We start from the raw sequence: 15,503 nt of genomic DNA on the forward strand, positions 1-15,503 counted from the left end.
GCTCACACGACGGACAGCCTCAGCGCCGCGCCCACGCCGGTGCGTGCTCGGGGCGCACACCGACGCCGATCACCCAGGGCATCAGCCCGCTGAGCTGGGGAACCCGGCGCATGAGTCGTTCCACGGAGGCGGGCACCTCCGGCGGGGCTCCGGCGCTGAACATCGCCTCCAGCTGCCGGTGGATCTGGGACTGCAGCGCCTGGGTGAGACGCGTCGGCGGCATGCGGCGGCGCTGTACGGCTGCGACGTCCGCATCGGTGATGACCCCGCGGCGCAGCGGCGCGGCCAGCAGTGTCGCGGCCGCCACCCCGTCCTGCACGGCGAGGTTGACCCCCACTCCCCCGGCCGGGGACATCGCATGGGCGGCGTCTCCGAGGCACAGCATGCCGCGCCGCCACCACCGGGTGAGCCGGTCCATGCGCACGTCGAGAAGCTTCACGTCCTCCAGCTCGAGCCGCGCTGCAGCCTCCTCACATTCGGACACGGCGGCGCAGACCTCCTCGCGCAGCACCTCGATGCCGCGGGCGCGCAGCCGGGCGTCTGCGCCCTTCGGGATGAGCATGGCGGCCTGGACATAGTCCCCGCGCGGGATGGGCAGGATGGGATACGCGCCGGTGAATCTGGGCAGGACGGTCTCGGCCATGCCGAGACGGCTGCTCGACTCCAGCCGGAACCACCAGACGTCCAGGGGCACCGGGAAGGTGACCGCCGGGAGTCCGGCCTGTTCACGCACCCGCGAGGTCCTGCCGTCTGCGGCCAGCGTCAGCAGGGCCGGAATCTGCTCCTCGCCGTCCGGGCCGCGCACCGTCACGCCGGTGACCTGGGCGGCGCTGGAGGCGCCGTCGTCGTCGTGCTGTGATCCCTCAGCCGCCGCGCCGTCCCAGAGCAGCCCCGTGACCTCGGCGCCCAGGCGCAGCTCGAAGCTCGACTCCTCGGCGGCGGCCTCGGCCAGCAGGTCCAGGAAGTCCCACTGCGGGGCCATGGCGATATAGGGATAGGGATGGCGCAGGCGGGAGAAGTCCACCATGGTGACGCGGCCGCCGTCGGCGACAGGGAGGCGGGCCGCCTGGACGCGCTGGTGCGGCACGCTCGCCTGGAAGCGGGGCATGAGCCCCAGCTCGTCCAGGAGCAGCAGAGTGCTGGGGTGGATGGTGTCCCCCCGGAAGTCGCGCAGGAAGTCCTCGTGCTTCTCCAGCACGACGACGTCGACTCCGGCGCGGGCGAGCAGCAGTCCGGCGATCATTCCGGCCGGTCCGCCTCCGGCGATGACACAGCTGCGCGGCTCTGACATGCGGCCATCCTCAACGGAACCGTATGCGACGGCAAGGGTTGCCGGGCCGGGAAGGGACTGCCGACAGTAGGAGGAGCAATCCGGTCCGGTCAATATTGTTGGACAATCTCTTGCCGGATTGTTGAACAACCACTACTCTGGGAGACGCGCGTCACAGACCCACGTCACATCGGAGCCCGATCCCGCAGCAGCCCACGCTCGGGCCGTGCCGACCACCCCCTGCCACCACCCGGAGAGCGAGCCCATGGCTGAGACCACCGCCGAGACCTCGGCAGCCGCCGCCAAGCGTCGGCGCACCCGACGCACAGCCCTGCTGGGCGCCATGTTCCTCATGGCCACCAGTGCCGTCGGCCCCGGATTCATTACCCAGACGGCGACCTTCACCCACCAGCTGGGCGCCGCCTTCGCCTTCGCCATCCTGGTCTCGGTGCTGATCGACATCGCCGTGCAGCTCAACGTGTGGCGCGTCATCGGCGTCTCCGGGCTCTACGCCCAGCACCTGGGCAACAGGATCCTCCCCGGAGTGGGTTGGGCGCTTGCCGTGCTGATCTTCTTCGGCGGCGTGGTGTTCAACATCGGCAACATCGCCGGGGCCGGCATGGGGCTCAACGCGCTGGCCGGGCTGGACGCCCGCATCGGCGGCGCCCTCTCGGTGGCCATAGCCCTGCTGATCTTCCTCTCCAAGCGCGCCGGCATCGCCCTGGACCGCGTCGTCGTCGCCTGCGGGGCGCTGCTGATCCTGCTGATGATCTACATGTCCATCACCACCGCTCCCCCGGTGGGCGAGGCGCTGAAGCAGACCGTCCTGCCTGAACAGGTGGACTTCTTCGTCATCACCACCCTGGTGGGCGGGACCGTCGGCGGGTACATCACCTATGCGGGGGCCCATCGGCTCATCGCCTCGGGAAACACCGGCCCGGAGAACGTCCGCGCGATCACCCGCACCTCCGTGACGGGCATCGTGGTGGCCAGCATCATCCGCTTCCTGCTGTTCCTGGCCATCCTCGGCGTCGTCACCACCGGAGTGAGCCTGGCCGAGGACAATGTGGCCGCCGAGGCCTTCGGCGCCGCGCTGGGAGAGATCGGACTGAGGGTCTTCGGCCTGGTGTTCTGGGTCGCCGCGATCACCTCGATCCTCGGCGCCACCTTCACCACGGTCTCCTTCCTGACGACGCCGAAGACTTCGGAGCGGACCAAGAACCTGTACTTCTCCGGCTTCCTGGTGCTGACCTGCTCGGTGTTCCTCACCCTCGGCCAGGCCCCGCAGACCCTGCTGATCATGGCCGGCGCGTTCAACGGCGTCGTGCTCCCGCTGGGCTTCACCGTGGTGCTCTACGCGGCGTGGCGCCGTCGGGACCTGCTGCAGGGCTACCGCTACCCCCGGTGGCTGCTGATCATCGGCGTGCTGGCCTGGCTGCTGACCCTCTACATGGGGGCGAACTCCCTGACCGGCCTGGCAGAGCTGTGGATGACCGGCTGAGCCTGACGGTGACCGAACGCCCCTGCACGACCTCTGCCCTGAACGAAGGATCCCCATGACCGCCGCACCCGAGACCCTGACCCCCGCCCAGGCCCGTCAGGCCTTCCGCGGCGGGCTGCGCGTGCCCACCAGCGGATTCTCGCCCGGCTTCGCACAGGCCAATGTGCTCGCGCTGCCACGTGAGCTGGCCTTCGACATGCTGCTCTTCGCCCAGCGGAACCCGAAGTCCTGCCCCGTGCTGGGCGTGCTGGAGCCCGGGCAGGTGTCCTCTGCCCTGCTGGCAGGAGGGGACATCCGCACCGATGTGCCGGCCTACCGGGTCTACCGCGAGGGCGAGCTGGTGGCGGATCCTGACGACGCCGTCGAGCACTGGCGCGAGGACCTGGTGACCTTCCTGCTGGGCTGCAGCTTCACCTTCGAGGCCCCGCTGCGCGCCGCGGGGATCCCGGTCCGCCACATGGACCTCGGGGTGAACGTGCCCATGTTCCGCACCTCTCGGCGCTGCGAGCCCGCCGGGGCGCTGTCCGGGCCACTGGTGGTCTCCATGCGCCCCGTGCCGGCCGAGCGGGTGGCCGACGCGGTGCGCATCACCTCCCGCTATCCGGGAGTCCACGGCGCCCCGGTGCACGTGGGTGATCCCTCCGCCCTGGGGATCGCGAACCTGGCGGAGCCGGACTTCGGCGACGCCGTCGACGTCCCGGACGGGTGGATCCCGGTGTTCTGGGCCTGCGGAGTGACCCCGCAGGCCGCCGTCATGGAGTCGAAGCCCGAGCTGGCCATCAGCCACGTTCCGGGATACATGCTCATCACCGACCTGCCCGACGCCGAACTCCAGGTGCCCTGAGCGGACACCCCTGCGTTGGCCCCGGGGCTGTGGTCGGAAAGCACGCACTGAAGCGAGGTTCAGCGACCACCGCTCCGGAGTCAACCGTGACGTCAGCGCAGCCCGTGGAGCCCGTGGAGCCCGTCCGCACCGCGGTAGGAGGCACGGGCCGGGGGCTCCCAACCGGCGAGCGCGTCGTCGTCGACGGCGAAGACCTGCACACCCAGCGGATGGCAGTGCTCCAGCTGCTCCTGCGTGGACGCCGCCTCCGGGCCCCACATGTGCACGGAGAGGTCTCCACCCGGGCAGGTGGACAGCGCGCAGAGCAGATCCACCTCGGCGAAGAACTCGAAGACGTCCCCGGGCCGGGCCGGGCAGGCGTCCATGAAGTAGCGGTGCTCGTGATTCAGCCCGGCCAGCTGGAAGACGTTGAGCACATCGTGGACGTCGTACTCCGTGAGCCCGTAGGGCAGCACTGCCCGGGTGAGGTTGGAGTGGCAGTGGCGGTCGAAGTCCTCCCCGGTGAGCATCCGGTTCACATACGGGTCGCAGCGGGTGCCCAGCAGGTCATGGATCACCGCGGCATCCGGGTGGTCGGCCAGAGTGTCGGTGACGACGGTCGCCAACGGCCGAAGATGCGGCAGCGTCGACCAGAACCGGTCATAGGTGGTCATCGAGGATCGTTGCAGCTGCCGCGTGCGAGCGGCCCAGAACCGTTCCCTCGGGTCATGCCGGTTCCATAGGTTCAGGTCCCCCACCTGCGGCCCGTCCACCTGATGGAGCCGCACCACATGCCCCGCCGGGACCTCCCAGGCGACTCCGGAGCGCACGGGGATCTCGAACTCCTGGACCAGGCGCCGCTCGGCCACGGCGATCCGGTCGTAGAGAGCCCGGTCGACGTCGAGCGCCCCTCCGGGCGGCGACCTGTAGGCGGCGTCACGGGTGTAGACGCGTGGTGACGGCTCCTCTGGGGCGGACATGAGGCCTCCTGTGGCGATCGTATGCTCTTGTGCTGCTCCACTCCGGAGTCAGCCCATGGTCTCCAGCAGCTGCTGCTCGGCGGCGTCGAAGTAGTCGGCCAGGTAGGTTTCGGCGGCAGGCCGGTCTCCGTGGCGCAGCAGCTCCGTGAGCCGGGCGTTGCGCTCCACGTAGAACGTGTGGAAGGTCGGCTCGTCGCGCATCGTGTGGAAGACCAGGCGCATGCGGGCCAGGATCTGCTCCATGAAGGTGCTCAGCTGGTCGCTGCCCACTTGCGCGATAATCAGCCGGTGGAACTGCTGGTTGGCCTGCGCGACGGCGGGCAGGTCGTCGGCGGCGACGGCGGTCCGGGCCGCGGCGATGATCGACTCCAGCGCTTCCACCGCGTGCGGATCGAAGACCCCCTGCCGCACCGCGCCGATCTCGACCACGCGTCGGACTCGATAGGTCTCCCGGATGTCCTCCACCGTGGGCGAGTGGACGAAGACTCCGCGATTGGGCCGCCGCTCCACCAACCCTTCGGCGGCAAGCGTCTGGAAGGCGGTGCGCAGGGTGTGCCGGGAGACGCCGAGCAGCTCGGTGGTGCGGACCTCAGGCACCTTCGTGCCGGGAAGAATCCCGCCGGAGGCGATCAGCCGACGCAGGATGTCCGCCACCCGGTCCGGCACATGGGCGTGATCGCCCAAGCCCCGGCGCACCGCCTCGTCGGCGAGCAGCTCCTCCAAGGCCGCGTCACTCATGGGCCGCCTCCTGACTGTGCTGACATCCCGGACGTCCTGCTGTGCGCCGTGCATGACACCAACCTATCGGTCTGTGCACGCTGAGGGCCCTCAGGATCATGTTGGGCACGAGGCAGGCCGTCCTCCGGGAATGGCCGTCAGCCCAGCCGCGCCAGCACCTGCCCCGCCGTCAGGGAGGCGCCGGCGTCCAGCTCCTCACGGCGCAGCGTGCCGGCCCGCGGGGCGCGCACCGTGGACTCCATCTTCATGGCCTCCACGACGGCGACGGCGGCACCCTCCTCCACGTCCGCCCCGTCCTCGGCCGCCCAGCTGACCAGGGTGCCGGCCACCGGGGAGGTGATCACGCCGTCGTCGGCATTCCCACCCGAGGAGCTGTCCGAATCCGCGGATCCCGACGCGGTGCCGCCGGCGGAGCCGAACAGGCCCAGCAGGGCGGCGGGAAGCCCCAGGCTGACCGCACGGCCGTCGATCTCCACGGTGGCCCGGCGCATGCCCTGCTCCCGGTGCCGCACGGCGGCTGCCAGGTGCTCGGATTCGGCCAGCTCGGCCTCGAACTCGGTCTCGATCCACCGGGTGTGCACCCGGAAGCTCTCGGCACCGTCGGCGGCGAGGAAGTCATCCGCCTCCAGCACTGCCCGGTGGAACGGCAGCACGGTGGGCAGGCCTTCGATCCGCATCTCGGCCAGCGCGGTGCGGGCCCGACGCAGCGTGGTCGCACGGTCCGGCCCAGTCACGATGAGCTTGGCGATCAGGGAGTCGAAGGCCCCGGAGACCTCGTCACCGCTGCGGACCCCGGTGTCCAGGCGGATGCCCGGCCCGGTGGGCGGCTGCAGCAGATCCACGGGCCCGGGGGTGGGCAGGAAGCCGTGGGCAGGCTCTTCGGCGTTGAGGCGGAACTCGATCGCGTGGCCCCCGGAGGGCACCCCGGTCTCGTGCAGCGCCGTGGCGGCGTCGCGGGCCGCGGCGCTCAGCGGCTCCCCGGCGGCGATGCGGAGCTGCTCGGCCACCAGGTCCACTCCGGAGGTCTCCTCGGTGACCGGGTGCTCCACCTGCAGGCGGGTGTTGACCTCCAGGAAGCTGAGCACCCCGTCCGGACTGAGCAGGTACTCCACGGTGCCGGCGCCCATATAGCCGGCGGCCGCGCAGATCGCTCCGGCGGAGTCGATCACCGCGAGTCGATGCTCGGCGGACAGGAACGGGGCGGGGGCCTCCTCCACCAGCTTCTGGTTCCGGCGCTGCAGGGAGCAGTCGCGGATCCCGACGACGGCGACCTCACCCTGCGCATCGGCCACCACTTGGGCCTCCACATGGCGGGGGCGGTCCAGGAACCGCTCCACGAAGCACTCCCCGCGGCCGAAGGCCCCTTCAGCCTCGCGGACCGCGGAGGCGTAGGCGTCGTCGATCTCCCCGGTCTCCCGCACCACGCGCATGCCGCGCCCGCCGCCGCCGTGGGCGGCCTTGATGACCACGGGCAGGCCGTGCTCGGCGGCGAAGGCGCGCACCTCGGCAGCACCCCCGACGGGGCCGTCCGTGCCGGGGGCCAGCGGCGCCCCCACGGACACCGCGAGCTCCCGGGCCGCGACTTTGTCACCGAGCTGCTCGATGGTCTCCGGAGCAGGCCCGACCCAGATCATGCCGGCCTGCTCCACGGCGCGGGCGAAGTCGGCGTTCTCGGAGAGGAACCCGTACCCGGGGTGCACCGCCTGAGCTCCGGTCTCGGCCGCGGCGGCGAGGATCTTGTCCTGATCCAGATAGGTCTCGGCGGCGGTGGTGCCCTGGAGGGCGACGGCGACGTCAGCCAGCTCCACGTGCAGAGCTGCGGCGTCCTGGTCGGCATAGACGGCCACGGTGCGGTGGCCGAGCTCGGCGGCGGCGCGGATGATGCGGACGGCGATCTCTCCGCGGTTGGCGATGAGCAGGGTGGTCATGCGGGATCCTCGCAGGTGAAGGGTGTCCGGTGGGCAGGTCTGGTGTCAGCGGGCACGGTGACGGTGAGTGCGGTGGCGGTGAGTGCGGCATCAGCAGGTTCGAGGCTCAGGGGGTCGACGGCGCGCAGGGCGACGACGTCGCCCGGGGCCAGCTGGGCGGCAGCCGGCAGGTCCTCGTCGATGACGACGCCGATCACCGGGTAGCCGCCGGTCACCGGGTGGTCGTTGAGGAAGAGCACGGGCAGCCCGGCCGGAGGCATCTGCAGAGAGCCGCGCGGCACGCCTTCGCTGGGCAGCTCGCCGTCGCGCGCTCGCTCCAGCGGTCGGGGCTTCACGCCCTCCTCTCCGCTGTCCTCCCCGCCGCCCTCCGTGGCGGCGGGCAGGCCGAGCCGGATGCCGATGCGGTTGGACTCCGGAGTGACCCTCCAGCGTTGGGACTGCAGCCGATGGATCTCCTCCTCGGCGAACCAGTCATCCCGAGGCCCGCGGGTGAAGCGCAGGGGGATCGCGCCGTCAGGCTCAGCCTCCGGCAGCGTGGTGGGCTCGGGCTCTCCCACCGGGGCGACGACGGCGTCGGCGACCCCCAACCGATCCCCGGCCTGCAGGGGCGCGGGGCCCAAGCCGGACATCGTGTCCGCCGAGGCGCTGCCCAGCACGGGTTCGGCGGCGAACCCGCCGCGGACGGCGACCACGGCGCGCAGCCCCCGGCGCGGGGTGCCCAGGTGGACGGTGTCACCGGTGGTGAGCAGAAAGGGCTCCCGCATCCCGGGGGTGCGGGTGCCGCCGTCGGCATCGGTGACGCTCACCGGCACCTCAGCCCCGGCCACGGCGAGCACCAGGCTCTGTGCGGCGCGCAGCCGCAGCCCGCCGTGCAGCACCTCCAGCACCGGTGCCTCAGCGGCGGTGCCGACCAGCCGGTTCGCCTGTCGCATGGCGGACTCGTCGGCCGCTCCGGCACGGGAGACCCCGAGGTCGCTCAGCCCGTCACGACCCAGGTCCTGGATCAATGTCTGCAGGCCCGGGTCGAGGACCTCGAGGGCGACCTCCGGAGCCTCGGCGGGGGCTGGTCCAGCCGCCGGGGCGGGGGTCCTCACCCGGGCGGCGTCCCGAACGGCTCGGTGCCGCACGACGTCGCCGGGGCGCACCAGCGCCGGGGATTCGCCCTGCTCCTCCCGGTCCAGGTCCCACATGCGGGCCGGGGTGCGGCCGATCAGCTGCCATCCGCCGGGCGAGACCCGCGGGTAGACCGCGGAGAACTCTCCCGCGAGCGCCACCGATCCGGCGGGCACGGCCGTGCGGGGCGTGTCCCGGCGCGGCACCTCCAGGGCACTGGTGGGATCCACCGGCACGCAGTAGGTGAAGCCGGGGGCGAATCCGCCGAAGGCGCCGGTGAACTCGGTGCCGGTGTGCCAGGCGATGAGCGCGTCCACGCTCATGCCCACCCGGCCGGCCACATCGGCGAGGTCCTCGCCGTCGTAGACGACTTCGAGCTCCACCACCTGGGAGTCCTGGGCGGAGAAGGCCCCGACGGTGAGCGTGTCCAGCGCGTGCCGGGCCCGGCGTGCCGCCTCGGGCGCGTCGAAGCGCAGCAGCACAGTGCGGGCTGCGGCCACGGCCTCCCGCTGGCCGGCCAGGGGGAGGCGGCTCAGATGCTGGTGGTGGGCCAGCACGTCGTCGAGTCCGGCGAACTCCAGCAGCAGGGCGCGCGGCCCGGCGTCGCGGATGTCGAGGATCGCGTTCATGGTGCCGCCGTCATGCCACGAAGCTGCGGATCTCGACACCGGCGTCCTCCAGCGCGGCGCGGACGGCTTGGGCCATCTCCACGGCGCCGGTGGTGTCGCCGTGGACGCAGATCGACTCGGCGTCGGCGGGGATGCGGGTGCCGTCGCGGGCGATGATCTCGCGATCCTGGGCCAGCCGCAGCATGTTCTCCACCACCTGGGCGGTCTCGTGCAGGACGGCATCGGGCTCGCGGCGGGAGACCAAGGTGCCGTCGGGGTTGTAGTTCCGGTCCGCGAAGGCCTCGGCGACGCCGCGCAGCCCCGCCTCGGCGGCGTGCTGCAGGGCCACCGAGCCCGGCAGCAGCAGGACGGGGAGCTCCGGATCATAGTCGGCGATGGTGTCGATGACGGCCCGGGAGTGGGTCTCGTGGGCGATCATCGAGTGGTAGAGGGCGCCGTGGGGCTTCACGTAGCGGATGCGGGCTCCCGCGGCGCCGGCCATGGCCTGCAGGGCCCCGAGCTGGTACCGCACGTCGGCGGCGAGCTCGTCGTAGGAGCATTCCAGGTGTCGACGGCCGAAGCCGGCGAGGTCGCGGTAGCCGATGTGAGCGCCGATGGCGACGTCGTGCTCGGCGGCGATGCGCGCAGTGGCCTGGATGGTCAGCGGGTCCCCGGCGTGGAAGCCGCAGGCGATGTTGGCGCTGGAGACGGTCTGCAGGATGGCGCCGTCGTCGCCGATGCGCCAGTTGCCGAAGGACTCTCCGACATCGGAGTTGAGGTCGATGCGCGGTGCGCCGGTGGTCACTGCCATGGGTGCTCCTCCCCTGCCCGTCTGCTGCGGGCTGCTGGTCTCCTGCTGGTGTGCCGCTGGTGAGCACTCGGGCCGATCCGTCGGGAATGTCGCCGAGATCACGTGCGTGATCTCCAGCATGCCGCAGAACTGAGGATTGTTCAACAATCCTGTGACACTGACAGGAAGCTGGGCGTCACCCGGAGGCGCGCTCCCCTTCCGAGCGCCCCGGACAGTGCCGACGGCGAGGATCACTTTGTTGCGTCATGGAATAATGCATTCCGTACCGCATGACCGCCGGACGCCACGGGCCCACACAGCGGCCCCACACGACGTCCCGAGACGATCACGAGGAGACACCACGGAGCGCAGGACACCCCAGCAGCCTGATCCCGCCGAGGAGCCCCAGGCCGACGACCACCAGATCGACGACCACCAGTTCGACGAGACCCGGCCGGATGCGAGCCGGCCGGATGCGAGCGCCGAGGGCGACGACGCCGCCGTCTCCGGCGACCAGACCGACGACGCGCCGCCACCCCCGCCGAACATGGAACGGCCGCGCCTGTTCACCAAGGACTTCCTGCTGGCGATCGTGATCAACGTCGTCTTCGCCCTGGTGTTCTACATGCTGGTCACCGGCATGGCCGTCTTCGCGGTGGAGGAGTTCCGCAGCGGACAGACCGCGGCCGGGTTCGCCGCCTCCGCGTTCGTCATCGGCGCGCTGGTCTCCCGGTTCGCGGCCGGCAAGTATGTGGAGTTCCTGGGCCGCCGGCGCACCATGATCGCCTGCCTGGCCATCTATGTGCTCGCCGGGCTGGCCTATCTGTGGGTGGACAGCTATGAGGTGCTCATCGCCCTGCGCGTGGTCCACGGCGTCGCCTTCGGCTTCGGGCAGACGGCCCTCAATGCCGCGGTGTTCTCCCTGATCCCCGCCTCACGCCGCGGCGAGGGCGCCGGCTACTACATGCTGGCGGTTGCCCTCCCGCCGGCGATCGGCCCCATGCTGACCCTGCAGCTGACCCAGCACCTGGGGTTCTGGGCCATGTTCGTCAGCACCTCCGTGGTCTCGGTGATCGGTCTGGTCGCCGCGCTGCTGATCCGCATGCCGGAGGCCGCGCATGTGCCCGACCGCTGGCGGGATCGGCTGCGGCTGCGCCCGGCGGACATCATCGAGCCCCGCGCCTTCGCCCTGGCGGCGATCGCCATGCTGCTGGGCTTCGGCTTCGCCTCCATCATGACCTTCCTCAACGGCTTCGCCCGCAGCGAGGGCATGGTCACCGCCGCGTCCCTGTTCTTCGTCATCTACGCGGCCGCCGTCCTGGTCACCCGACTCTTCGCCGGAAGGATCCAGGACCGGTACGGGGACAACGTGGTGGTCTACCCGACCATCGTGCTCTACGCGGTCTCCCTGGGACTGCTGGCCTGGTCGCCGAACCAGGCGGTGATCATGGTCGCCGGAGTGCTCGCCGGCCTCGGCTTCGGCGCCCTGCTGCCGGCCTTCCAGGCCACGATCGCCTCCATGCTGCCCACCACCCGCACCAGCATCGGCATCTCCACGTTCTTCATCCTGCTCGACACCGGCTTCGGGCTCTCCCCGCTCGTGCTGGGGCCGCTGGTGGAGTTCGGCAGCTACCGGATCATGTTCGCCGCCTGCGCCGTCCTGGTGACCTCCACGCTGGTCCTCTACTGGCTGCTGCACGGACGATTCAGCGTCAAGCAGGGCGTGAGTCGCAGGCCTCGGCGGCCCTGAGCCGGCTGGGTGGAGCCGGCCGCCCTCCGCCCCACCGCAGCGAGCTGGTCCGCAGAAGCCTCAGCCGCGGTCCTGATGTCGGGCCAGGAACTCGTAGACCTCCGTGGTGTCCACGCCGGGGAACGCCCCCTGCGGCATGGCGGCCAGCAGATGCGTGTTGGCACGGGCGGCCGGCCAGGCCTTCCCCTCCCACACGTCGGCGAGCTCCTGCGGGGGCCGCCGGCAGCACGTGGGGTCCTCCGGACACCGGGAGGTGCACCGTTCCGTGGTGTCCCGGCCGCGGAACCACTTCACGTGTTCGAACGGCACACCGATGCTCAATGAGTACATGCCGGAGGAATGCCCCTCGGTCCGGGCGGTGCACCAGAAGGTGCCCACCGAGGTGTCGGTGTACTGGTTGAAGGACCGGAACTTGTCCTCGACGTCGAAGACCACCCGGGAGGTCCAGTACCGGCAGACCGTCTGCCCCTCGATGGCCCCGGAATGGTCCGCCGGGAAGTTCACGCCGTCGTTCTCATAGGCCTTGTGGATGATCCCGGACTCGTGGACCTTCTGGAAGTGGCACGTGATGCCCAGGTGCTCGGTGGCCAGGTTGGTGAACCGGTGGGCGGCGGACTCATAGGAGACCGCGAAGGCGTCCCGGAGGTCCTCGATGGCCAGCTCCTTGCGGGCCTTGGCCTCCTGCAGGAACGCCACGGTGGTCCGCTCCGGCATCAGCAGGGAGGCGGCGAAGTAGTTGGTGTAGACCCGCTGGCGCAGAAAGTCGGAGTAGTCCTCCGGCTCGGTGTGACCCAGCACGTGGTGCCCTAGGGCCTGCAGCAGCACCGAGCGGGCATCCCAGTCCCGGGAGCGCCCCTGGGTCATGTAGATGATCCGGTTGCGCTGATCCGTGACGGACCGGGTGGAATTGGGCAGGTTGGGCACGAACCGCAGGGAGAACCCGAGATGCTCGGCGATGTCGGCGGCCACATGATGGGACAGCGGACCGGAACCGTGCCCGACGGCGTCGAGCAGCTCCTGCGCGGCGGACTCGATCTCCGAGTAATAGTTGTTCTTCGCGCGCATCTCCTCGCGCAGCTCAGTGTTGGCCCGCCGGGCCTCCTCCGGAGTGGCGGCCTGCTCCTCCAGCCGGCGGCGCAGCTCCCGCTGCAGCCCCACCAGAGATTCGAGCACGTCCATCGGCAGGCGGCTGCTGATGCGCACCGTGGGCAGGTTCAGGGACGCGTAGAGAGGTCCGCGCTGAGCCTTCTCCAGTTCGATCTCCAGCGCCGCTCGGCGGGAAGGGGGCTCGGCGCCGAAGAGGTCGTCCAACCCGACGCCGAACACGCGCGCCAGCTGGTTGAGCTGGGAGATCTTCGGCTCCCGTTTGCCGTTCTCCAGCAGAGAGAGCTGGCTCGGCGCGGTGCCCAGCTCAGCGGCGAGGTCGTCCAGGGTCATGCCGGCCTGTTTGCGCAGGTGCCGCACGCGGCGCCCCAGGGCGATGAGGTCCAGGTCCGAATCGCCGTCCTGTGCGGAGCCCTCGGCGTCGACGGCGCGCAGGTACGCCCGGCCGGTGGGGCGGGCCGCCCCGGCGCCGGCCGGCGACGTGGTCGTCCGCGCTGTGCGCGCCTGCTCTGGCACGGGCCGCATGCCGCTCATTCTACAGCTCCGGCGTGCACATCTGTGACGGCCGGGTTAGGGTGTGATGCGGCTCCCAGGCCCTGCGGCCCTGGTCCGAGCCCGACCACTGATCCTGACGGAACCTCCCACAGACTGGAGCAGCTCATGGACGAGCCTTCAACTCTTCTGACCGTCGGCGGGCTCGGCATCATCGCCGTGACCGTCGGCCTGCTGATGTGGAACAAGGTCTCCCCTGTCGTGGCCATGGTGGTGACCCCCATCGTCGGGGCGCTCCTGGTCGGCTTCGGGGTGGGCGACATCGTGGAGTTCTTCGACTCCGGTGTCGACCAGGTGATGAGCGTCGTGGTGATGTTCATCTTCGCGATCCTGTTCTTCGGCATCCTCTCCGACGCCGGGCTCTTCGATCCGATCGTGCGGTCGCTGATCCTGCTCACCCGCGGGAAGGTCGTCCTGGTGGCGGTCGGCACCGCGCTGATCGGCATCGTGGCCCATATCGACGGCGCCGGAGCGACCACCTTCCTCCTCACCGTCCCGGCCCTGCTGCCGCTCTACCAGGCGCTGCACATGAGCCGGTACCTTCTGCTGCTGCTGCTCGCGCTCTCGGCCGGCATCATCAACATGATCCCCTGGGGCGGGCCGCTGGGCCGCGCGGCCTCGGTGACGGGCATCGACCCGGTGGAGCTCTACCGGCCCCTCATCCCGGTGCAGGTGGTCGCCGTCGTCCTGGTGCTCGGGATCGCCTGGCTGCTGGGGATGCGCGAGGTCCGGCGCATCCGCCGTCGCGTGGTGGCCGGCGACGCCGACGCCCCCGACACCGTGGACGTGCGGCAGATCGCCGACGAGTTCACCGAACGCCAGCACTATGCGCGTGCCGAAATCGTGGAGCGGATGAACTCCCACCCGGTGATCTTCTGGGCCAACGCGGTGCTGGCCCTGGGTGTCATCGGCCTGATGCTCGCCGACATCCTGCCCCCGCCGCTGGCCTTCATGCTGGGTGTGGCCATCGCGCTGCCGCTGAACTTCAAGGGCTCGAACCTGCAGATGGAGCGCATCCGTGCGCATGCGCCGAACGCGCTGATGATGGGCGCGGTGATCCTGGGCGCCTCGGTGTTCCTCGGCGTGCTCAACGAGTCCGAGATGCTGGAGTCCGTGGCGCTGTCCACCCTGGCGGTGATCCCGGAGGCCGCCGGCGCGAACCTGCACATCATCATGGGTGTGCTGGGCGTGCCCATGGACCTGCTGACCTCCACCGACGCCTACTACTTCTCGGTGCTGCCGCTGGTGGACGCCACCTCCGCGCAGTTCGGGATCGGCTCCATGGAGGTCGCCCACGCGATGATGGCCGGCAATGTGATCGGCACGTTCGTCAGCCCGTTCTCGCCCGCCCTGTGGCTGGCCCTGGGCCTGTCCGGGGCGAACCTGGGTCAGCATCTGCGGTACTCCTTCTTCATCATCTGGGGCTTCTCCCTCCTGGTGATGCTCGCTGCGCTGACCCTCGGGCTGTTCAGCTTCCACTGAGCGCTGAGCAGGCCCAGACGTCGGCGCCGTCGGGGCCGAGGATGCAGACCACGCGTCCTCGGCCCCGACGGCGCCTTCTTCACTTCCGGCACGGCTGACCGCCTCCTGCCTCGACCTCAGTGCGACAGGAGGCGGTCCGTCGTGCCGACCGGGCCGTCCGCGCCCGACCTCGAGAGGCGCGGACCCCGGTCTTCCGACTCGCCGAGGCGTGGGGCAGGTCCCTACGCTGCCGCCTCGGCGAGCCGCCGGCGCCCACCAGTGGAGCCGGCCGTTCGGGCGGACCGCGTCTCGGCGGCGGCCCGCTTGTTCAGGTGGATGGCACGGATCGTGCCCTCCGGGAGCTCCAGCAGCTGCTCGGTGCGGCTGAAGATCTCCTGCCACAGCGTGACCTCCTCCTCCCGGTCGAAGGGCGGCAGCTCCACGTAGGGAGCACGCCCCTCGGCCAGCAGGCGCCGGGCGTTGTGGTGGACGTGGATGCCGAAGTCCACGAGCCCGGCGGAGAGTGCCTCACCCCGGTGGAACATGCGCCCCTCACGACGACCCAGGCAGCGGGGCCGGACGATGGAGCTGGCCGGCTCGGCGAGCTGCTTGGTGATCAGCGCGCGCCAGGAGGCTTCGATGACCGGGTCGGCGCCTGAGCCGTCCTCCCGCACGCCCAGGGCTGCGGCCCGTGCACCGAACTCCTCGTGGAGCGCGGCCAGGAAGCTGAGGGCCTCGGCGGTGAGGACCTCCTTCTGTCGCGGCACCCGCGGTGCCGACAGGGCGATGCCGTTGATCGTGATCGAGAGTTCGGGGGTGTTCATGGCTTTCTCCTCGGGAGTCTCAGCGGCGGGAGCGGCGACGGCCTCTCCATCGAGGCCGTCG

Annotated in this window: 12 protein-coding genes; 4 read left to right on the forward strand and 8 right to left on the reverse strand. The window is 70.8% G+C overall.

Annotation, left to right across the window (positions count from 1 at the left end; all coding sequences use genetic code 11):
• Window positions 1–19: 19 nt before the first annotated feature.
• Window positions 20–1,291 (reverse strand): FAD-dependent oxidoreductase, encoded by a 1,272-nt coding sequence (locus Q7C18_RS10335; RefSeq protein WP_311025330.1) that lies wholly within the window; start codon window positions 1,289–1,291, stop codon window positions 20–22.
• Window positions 1,292–1,535: 244 nt separating this feature from the next.
• On the opposite strand from Q7C18_RS10335, the gene Q7C18_RS10340 reads away from it, so the two are divergent.
• Window positions 1,536–2,771 (forward strand): divalent metal cation transporter, encoded by a 1,236-nt coding sequence (locus Q7C18_RS10340; RefSeq protein ID WP_311025436.1) that lies wholly within the window; start codon window positions 1,536–1,538, stop codon window positions 2,769–2,771.
• Window positions 2,772–2,826: 55 nt separating this feature from the next.
• Window positions 2,827–3,615: a putative hydro-lyase gene (locus Q7C18_RS10345; protein WP_311025331.1), complete on the forward strand. Its 789-nt coding sequence runs from the start codon at window positions 2,827–2,829 to the stop codon at window positions 3,613–3,615.
• A gap of 92 nt (window positions 3,616–3,707) precedes the next feature.
• Here the strand turns inward: Q7C18_RS10345 and Q7C18_RS10350 are convergent, their stop codons facing one another.
• The 5 genes from Q7C18_RS10350 to Q7C18_RS10370 all read right to left on the reverse strand — a co-directional run bounded on the left by Q7C18_RS10350 (window position 3,708) and on the right by Q7C18_RS10370 (window position 9,772).
• On the reverse strand, window positions 3,708–4,574 hold the full coding sequence (locus tag Q7C18_RS10350) for an urea carboxylase-associated family protein (RefSeq protein ID WP_311025332.1): 867 nt from the start codon (window positions 4,572–4,574) through the stop codon (window positions 3,708–3,710).
• Between the two features lie 48 nt (window positions 4,575–4,622).
• Window positions 4,623–5,312: a GntR family transcriptional regulator gene (locus Q7C18_RS10355; protein WP_311025333.1), complete on the reverse strand. Its 690-nt coding sequence runs from the start codon at window positions 5,310–5,312 to the stop codon at window positions 4,623–4,625.
• 137 nt (window positions 5,313–5,449) lie between these two features.
• The gene (locus Q7C18_RS10360) at window positions 5,450–7,240 is read right to left on the reverse strand and encodes a biotin carboxylase N-terminal domain-containing protein (RefSeq protein ID WP_311025334.1); all 1,791 of its coding nucleotides are present in this window, start codon (window positions 7,238–7,240) and stop codon (window positions 5,450–5,452) included.
• A complete protein-coding gene (locus tag Q7C18_RS10365; RefSeq protein WP_311025335.1) occupies window positions 7,237–9,021 on the reverse strand; it encodes a carboxyltransferase domain-containing protein in 1,785 nt (594 codons plus the stop codon). The genes Q7C18_RS10360 and Q7C18_RS10365 overlap by 4 nt, the downstream gene beginning before the upstream one ends.
• The gene (locus tag Q7C18_RS10370; protein ID WP_311025336.1) at window positions 8,993–9,772 is read right to left on the reverse strand and encodes a 5-oxoprolinase subunit PxpA; all 780 of its coding nucleotides are present in this window, start codon (window positions 9,770–9,772) and stop codon (window positions 8,993–8,995) included. The genes Q7C18_RS10365 and Q7C18_RS10370 overlap by 29 nt, the downstream gene beginning before the upstream one ends.
• A 253-nt stretch (window positions 9,773–10,025) precedes the next feature.
• Between Q7C18_RS10370 and Q7C18_RS10375 the strand changes: the two genes are divergently transcribed.
• A complete protein-coding gene (locus Q7C18_RS10375; protein WP_311025337.1) occupies window positions 10,026–11,501 on the forward strand; it encodes an MFS transporter in 1,476 nt (491 codons plus the stop codon).
• A 60-nt stretch (window positions 11,502–11,561) separates the two neighbouring features.
• Here the strand turns inward: Q7C18_RS10375 and Q7C18_RS10380 are convergent, their stop codons facing one another.
• Entirely contained in the window at window positions 11,562–13,130 is a 1,569-nt protein-coding gene (locus Q7C18_RS10380) for a helix-turn-helix domain-containing protein (protein ID WP_311025338.1), read from the reverse strand.
• A gap of 135 nt (window positions 13,131–13,265) precedes the next feature.
• Here Q7C18_RS10380 and Q7C18_RS10385 point away from each other — a divergent pair, with 135 nt between their 5' ends.
• Window positions 13,266–14,639: a citrate:proton symporter gene (locus Q7C18_RS10385; protein WP_311025339.1), complete on the forward strand. Its 1,374-nt coding sequence runs from the start codon at window positions 13,266–13,268 to the stop codon at window positions 14,637–14,639.
• Between the two features lie 221 nt (window positions 14,640–14,860).
• Here the strand turns inward: Q7C18_RS10385 and Q7C18_RS10390 are convergent, their stop codons facing one another.
• Window positions 14,861–15,442 (reverse strand): hypothetical protein, encoded by a 582-nt coding sequence (locus Q7C18_RS10390; RefSeq protein WP_311025340.1) that lies wholly within the window; start codon window positions 15,440–15,442, stop codon window positions 14,861–14,863.
• Window positions 15,443–15,503: the final 61 nt, after the last annotated feature.

Source organism: Nesterenkonia sp. CL21 (assembly GCF_031705515.1).
GTDB classification, from domain to species: domain Bacteria; phylum Actinomycetota; class Actinomycetes; order Actinomycetales; family Micrococcaceae; genus Nesterenkonia; species Nesterenkonia aethiopica.

Bases quoted from the DNA above. Each gene is read 5' to 3' on its own strand.
- Q7C18_RS10335 (WP_311025330.1), bottom strand. From the start codon at position 1,291: ATGTCAGAGCCGCGCAGCTGTGTCATCGCCGGAGGCGGACCGGCCGGA.
- Q7C18_RS10340 (WP_311025436.1), top strand. From the start codon at position 1,536: ATGGCTGAGACCACCGCCGAGACCTCGGCAGCCGCCGCCAAGCGTCGG.
- Q7C18_RS10345 (WP_311025331.1), top strand. From the start codon at position 2,827: ATGACCGCCGCACCCGAGACCCTGACCCCCGCCCAGGCCCGTCAGGCC.
- Q7C18_RS10350 (WP_311025332.1), bottom strand. From the start codon at position 4,574: ATGTCCGCCCCAGAGGAGCCGTCACCACGCGTCTACACCCGTGACGCC.
- Q7C18_RS10355 (WP_311025333.1), bottom strand. From the start codon at position 5,312: ATGAGTGACGCGGCCTTGGAGGAGCTGCTCGCCGACGAGGCGGTGCGC.
- Q7C18_RS10360 (WP_311025334.1), bottom strand. From the start codon at position 7,240: ATGACCACCCTGCTCATCGCCAACCGCGGAGAGATCGCCGTCCGCATC.
- Q7C18_RS10370 (WP_311025336.1), bottom strand. From the start codon at position 9,772: ATGGCAGTGACCACCGGCGCACCGCGCATCGACCTCAACTCCGATGTC.
- Q7C18_RS10375 (WP_311025337.1), top strand. From the start codon at position 10,026: ATGCATTCCGTACCGCATGACCGCCGGACGCCACGGGCCCACACAGCG.
- Q7C18_RS10380 (WP_311025338.1), bottom strand. From the start codon at position 13,130: ATGCGGCCCGTGCCAGAGCAGGCGCGCACAGCGCGGACGACCACGTCG.
- Q7C18_RS10385 (WP_311025339.1), top strand. From the start codon at position 13,266: ATGGACGAGCCTTCAACTCTTCTGACCGTCGGCGGGCTCGGCATCATC.
- Q7C18_RS10390 (WP_311025340.1), bottom strand. From the start codon at position 15,442: ATGAACACCCCCGAACTCTCGATCACGATCAACGGCATCGCCCTGTCG.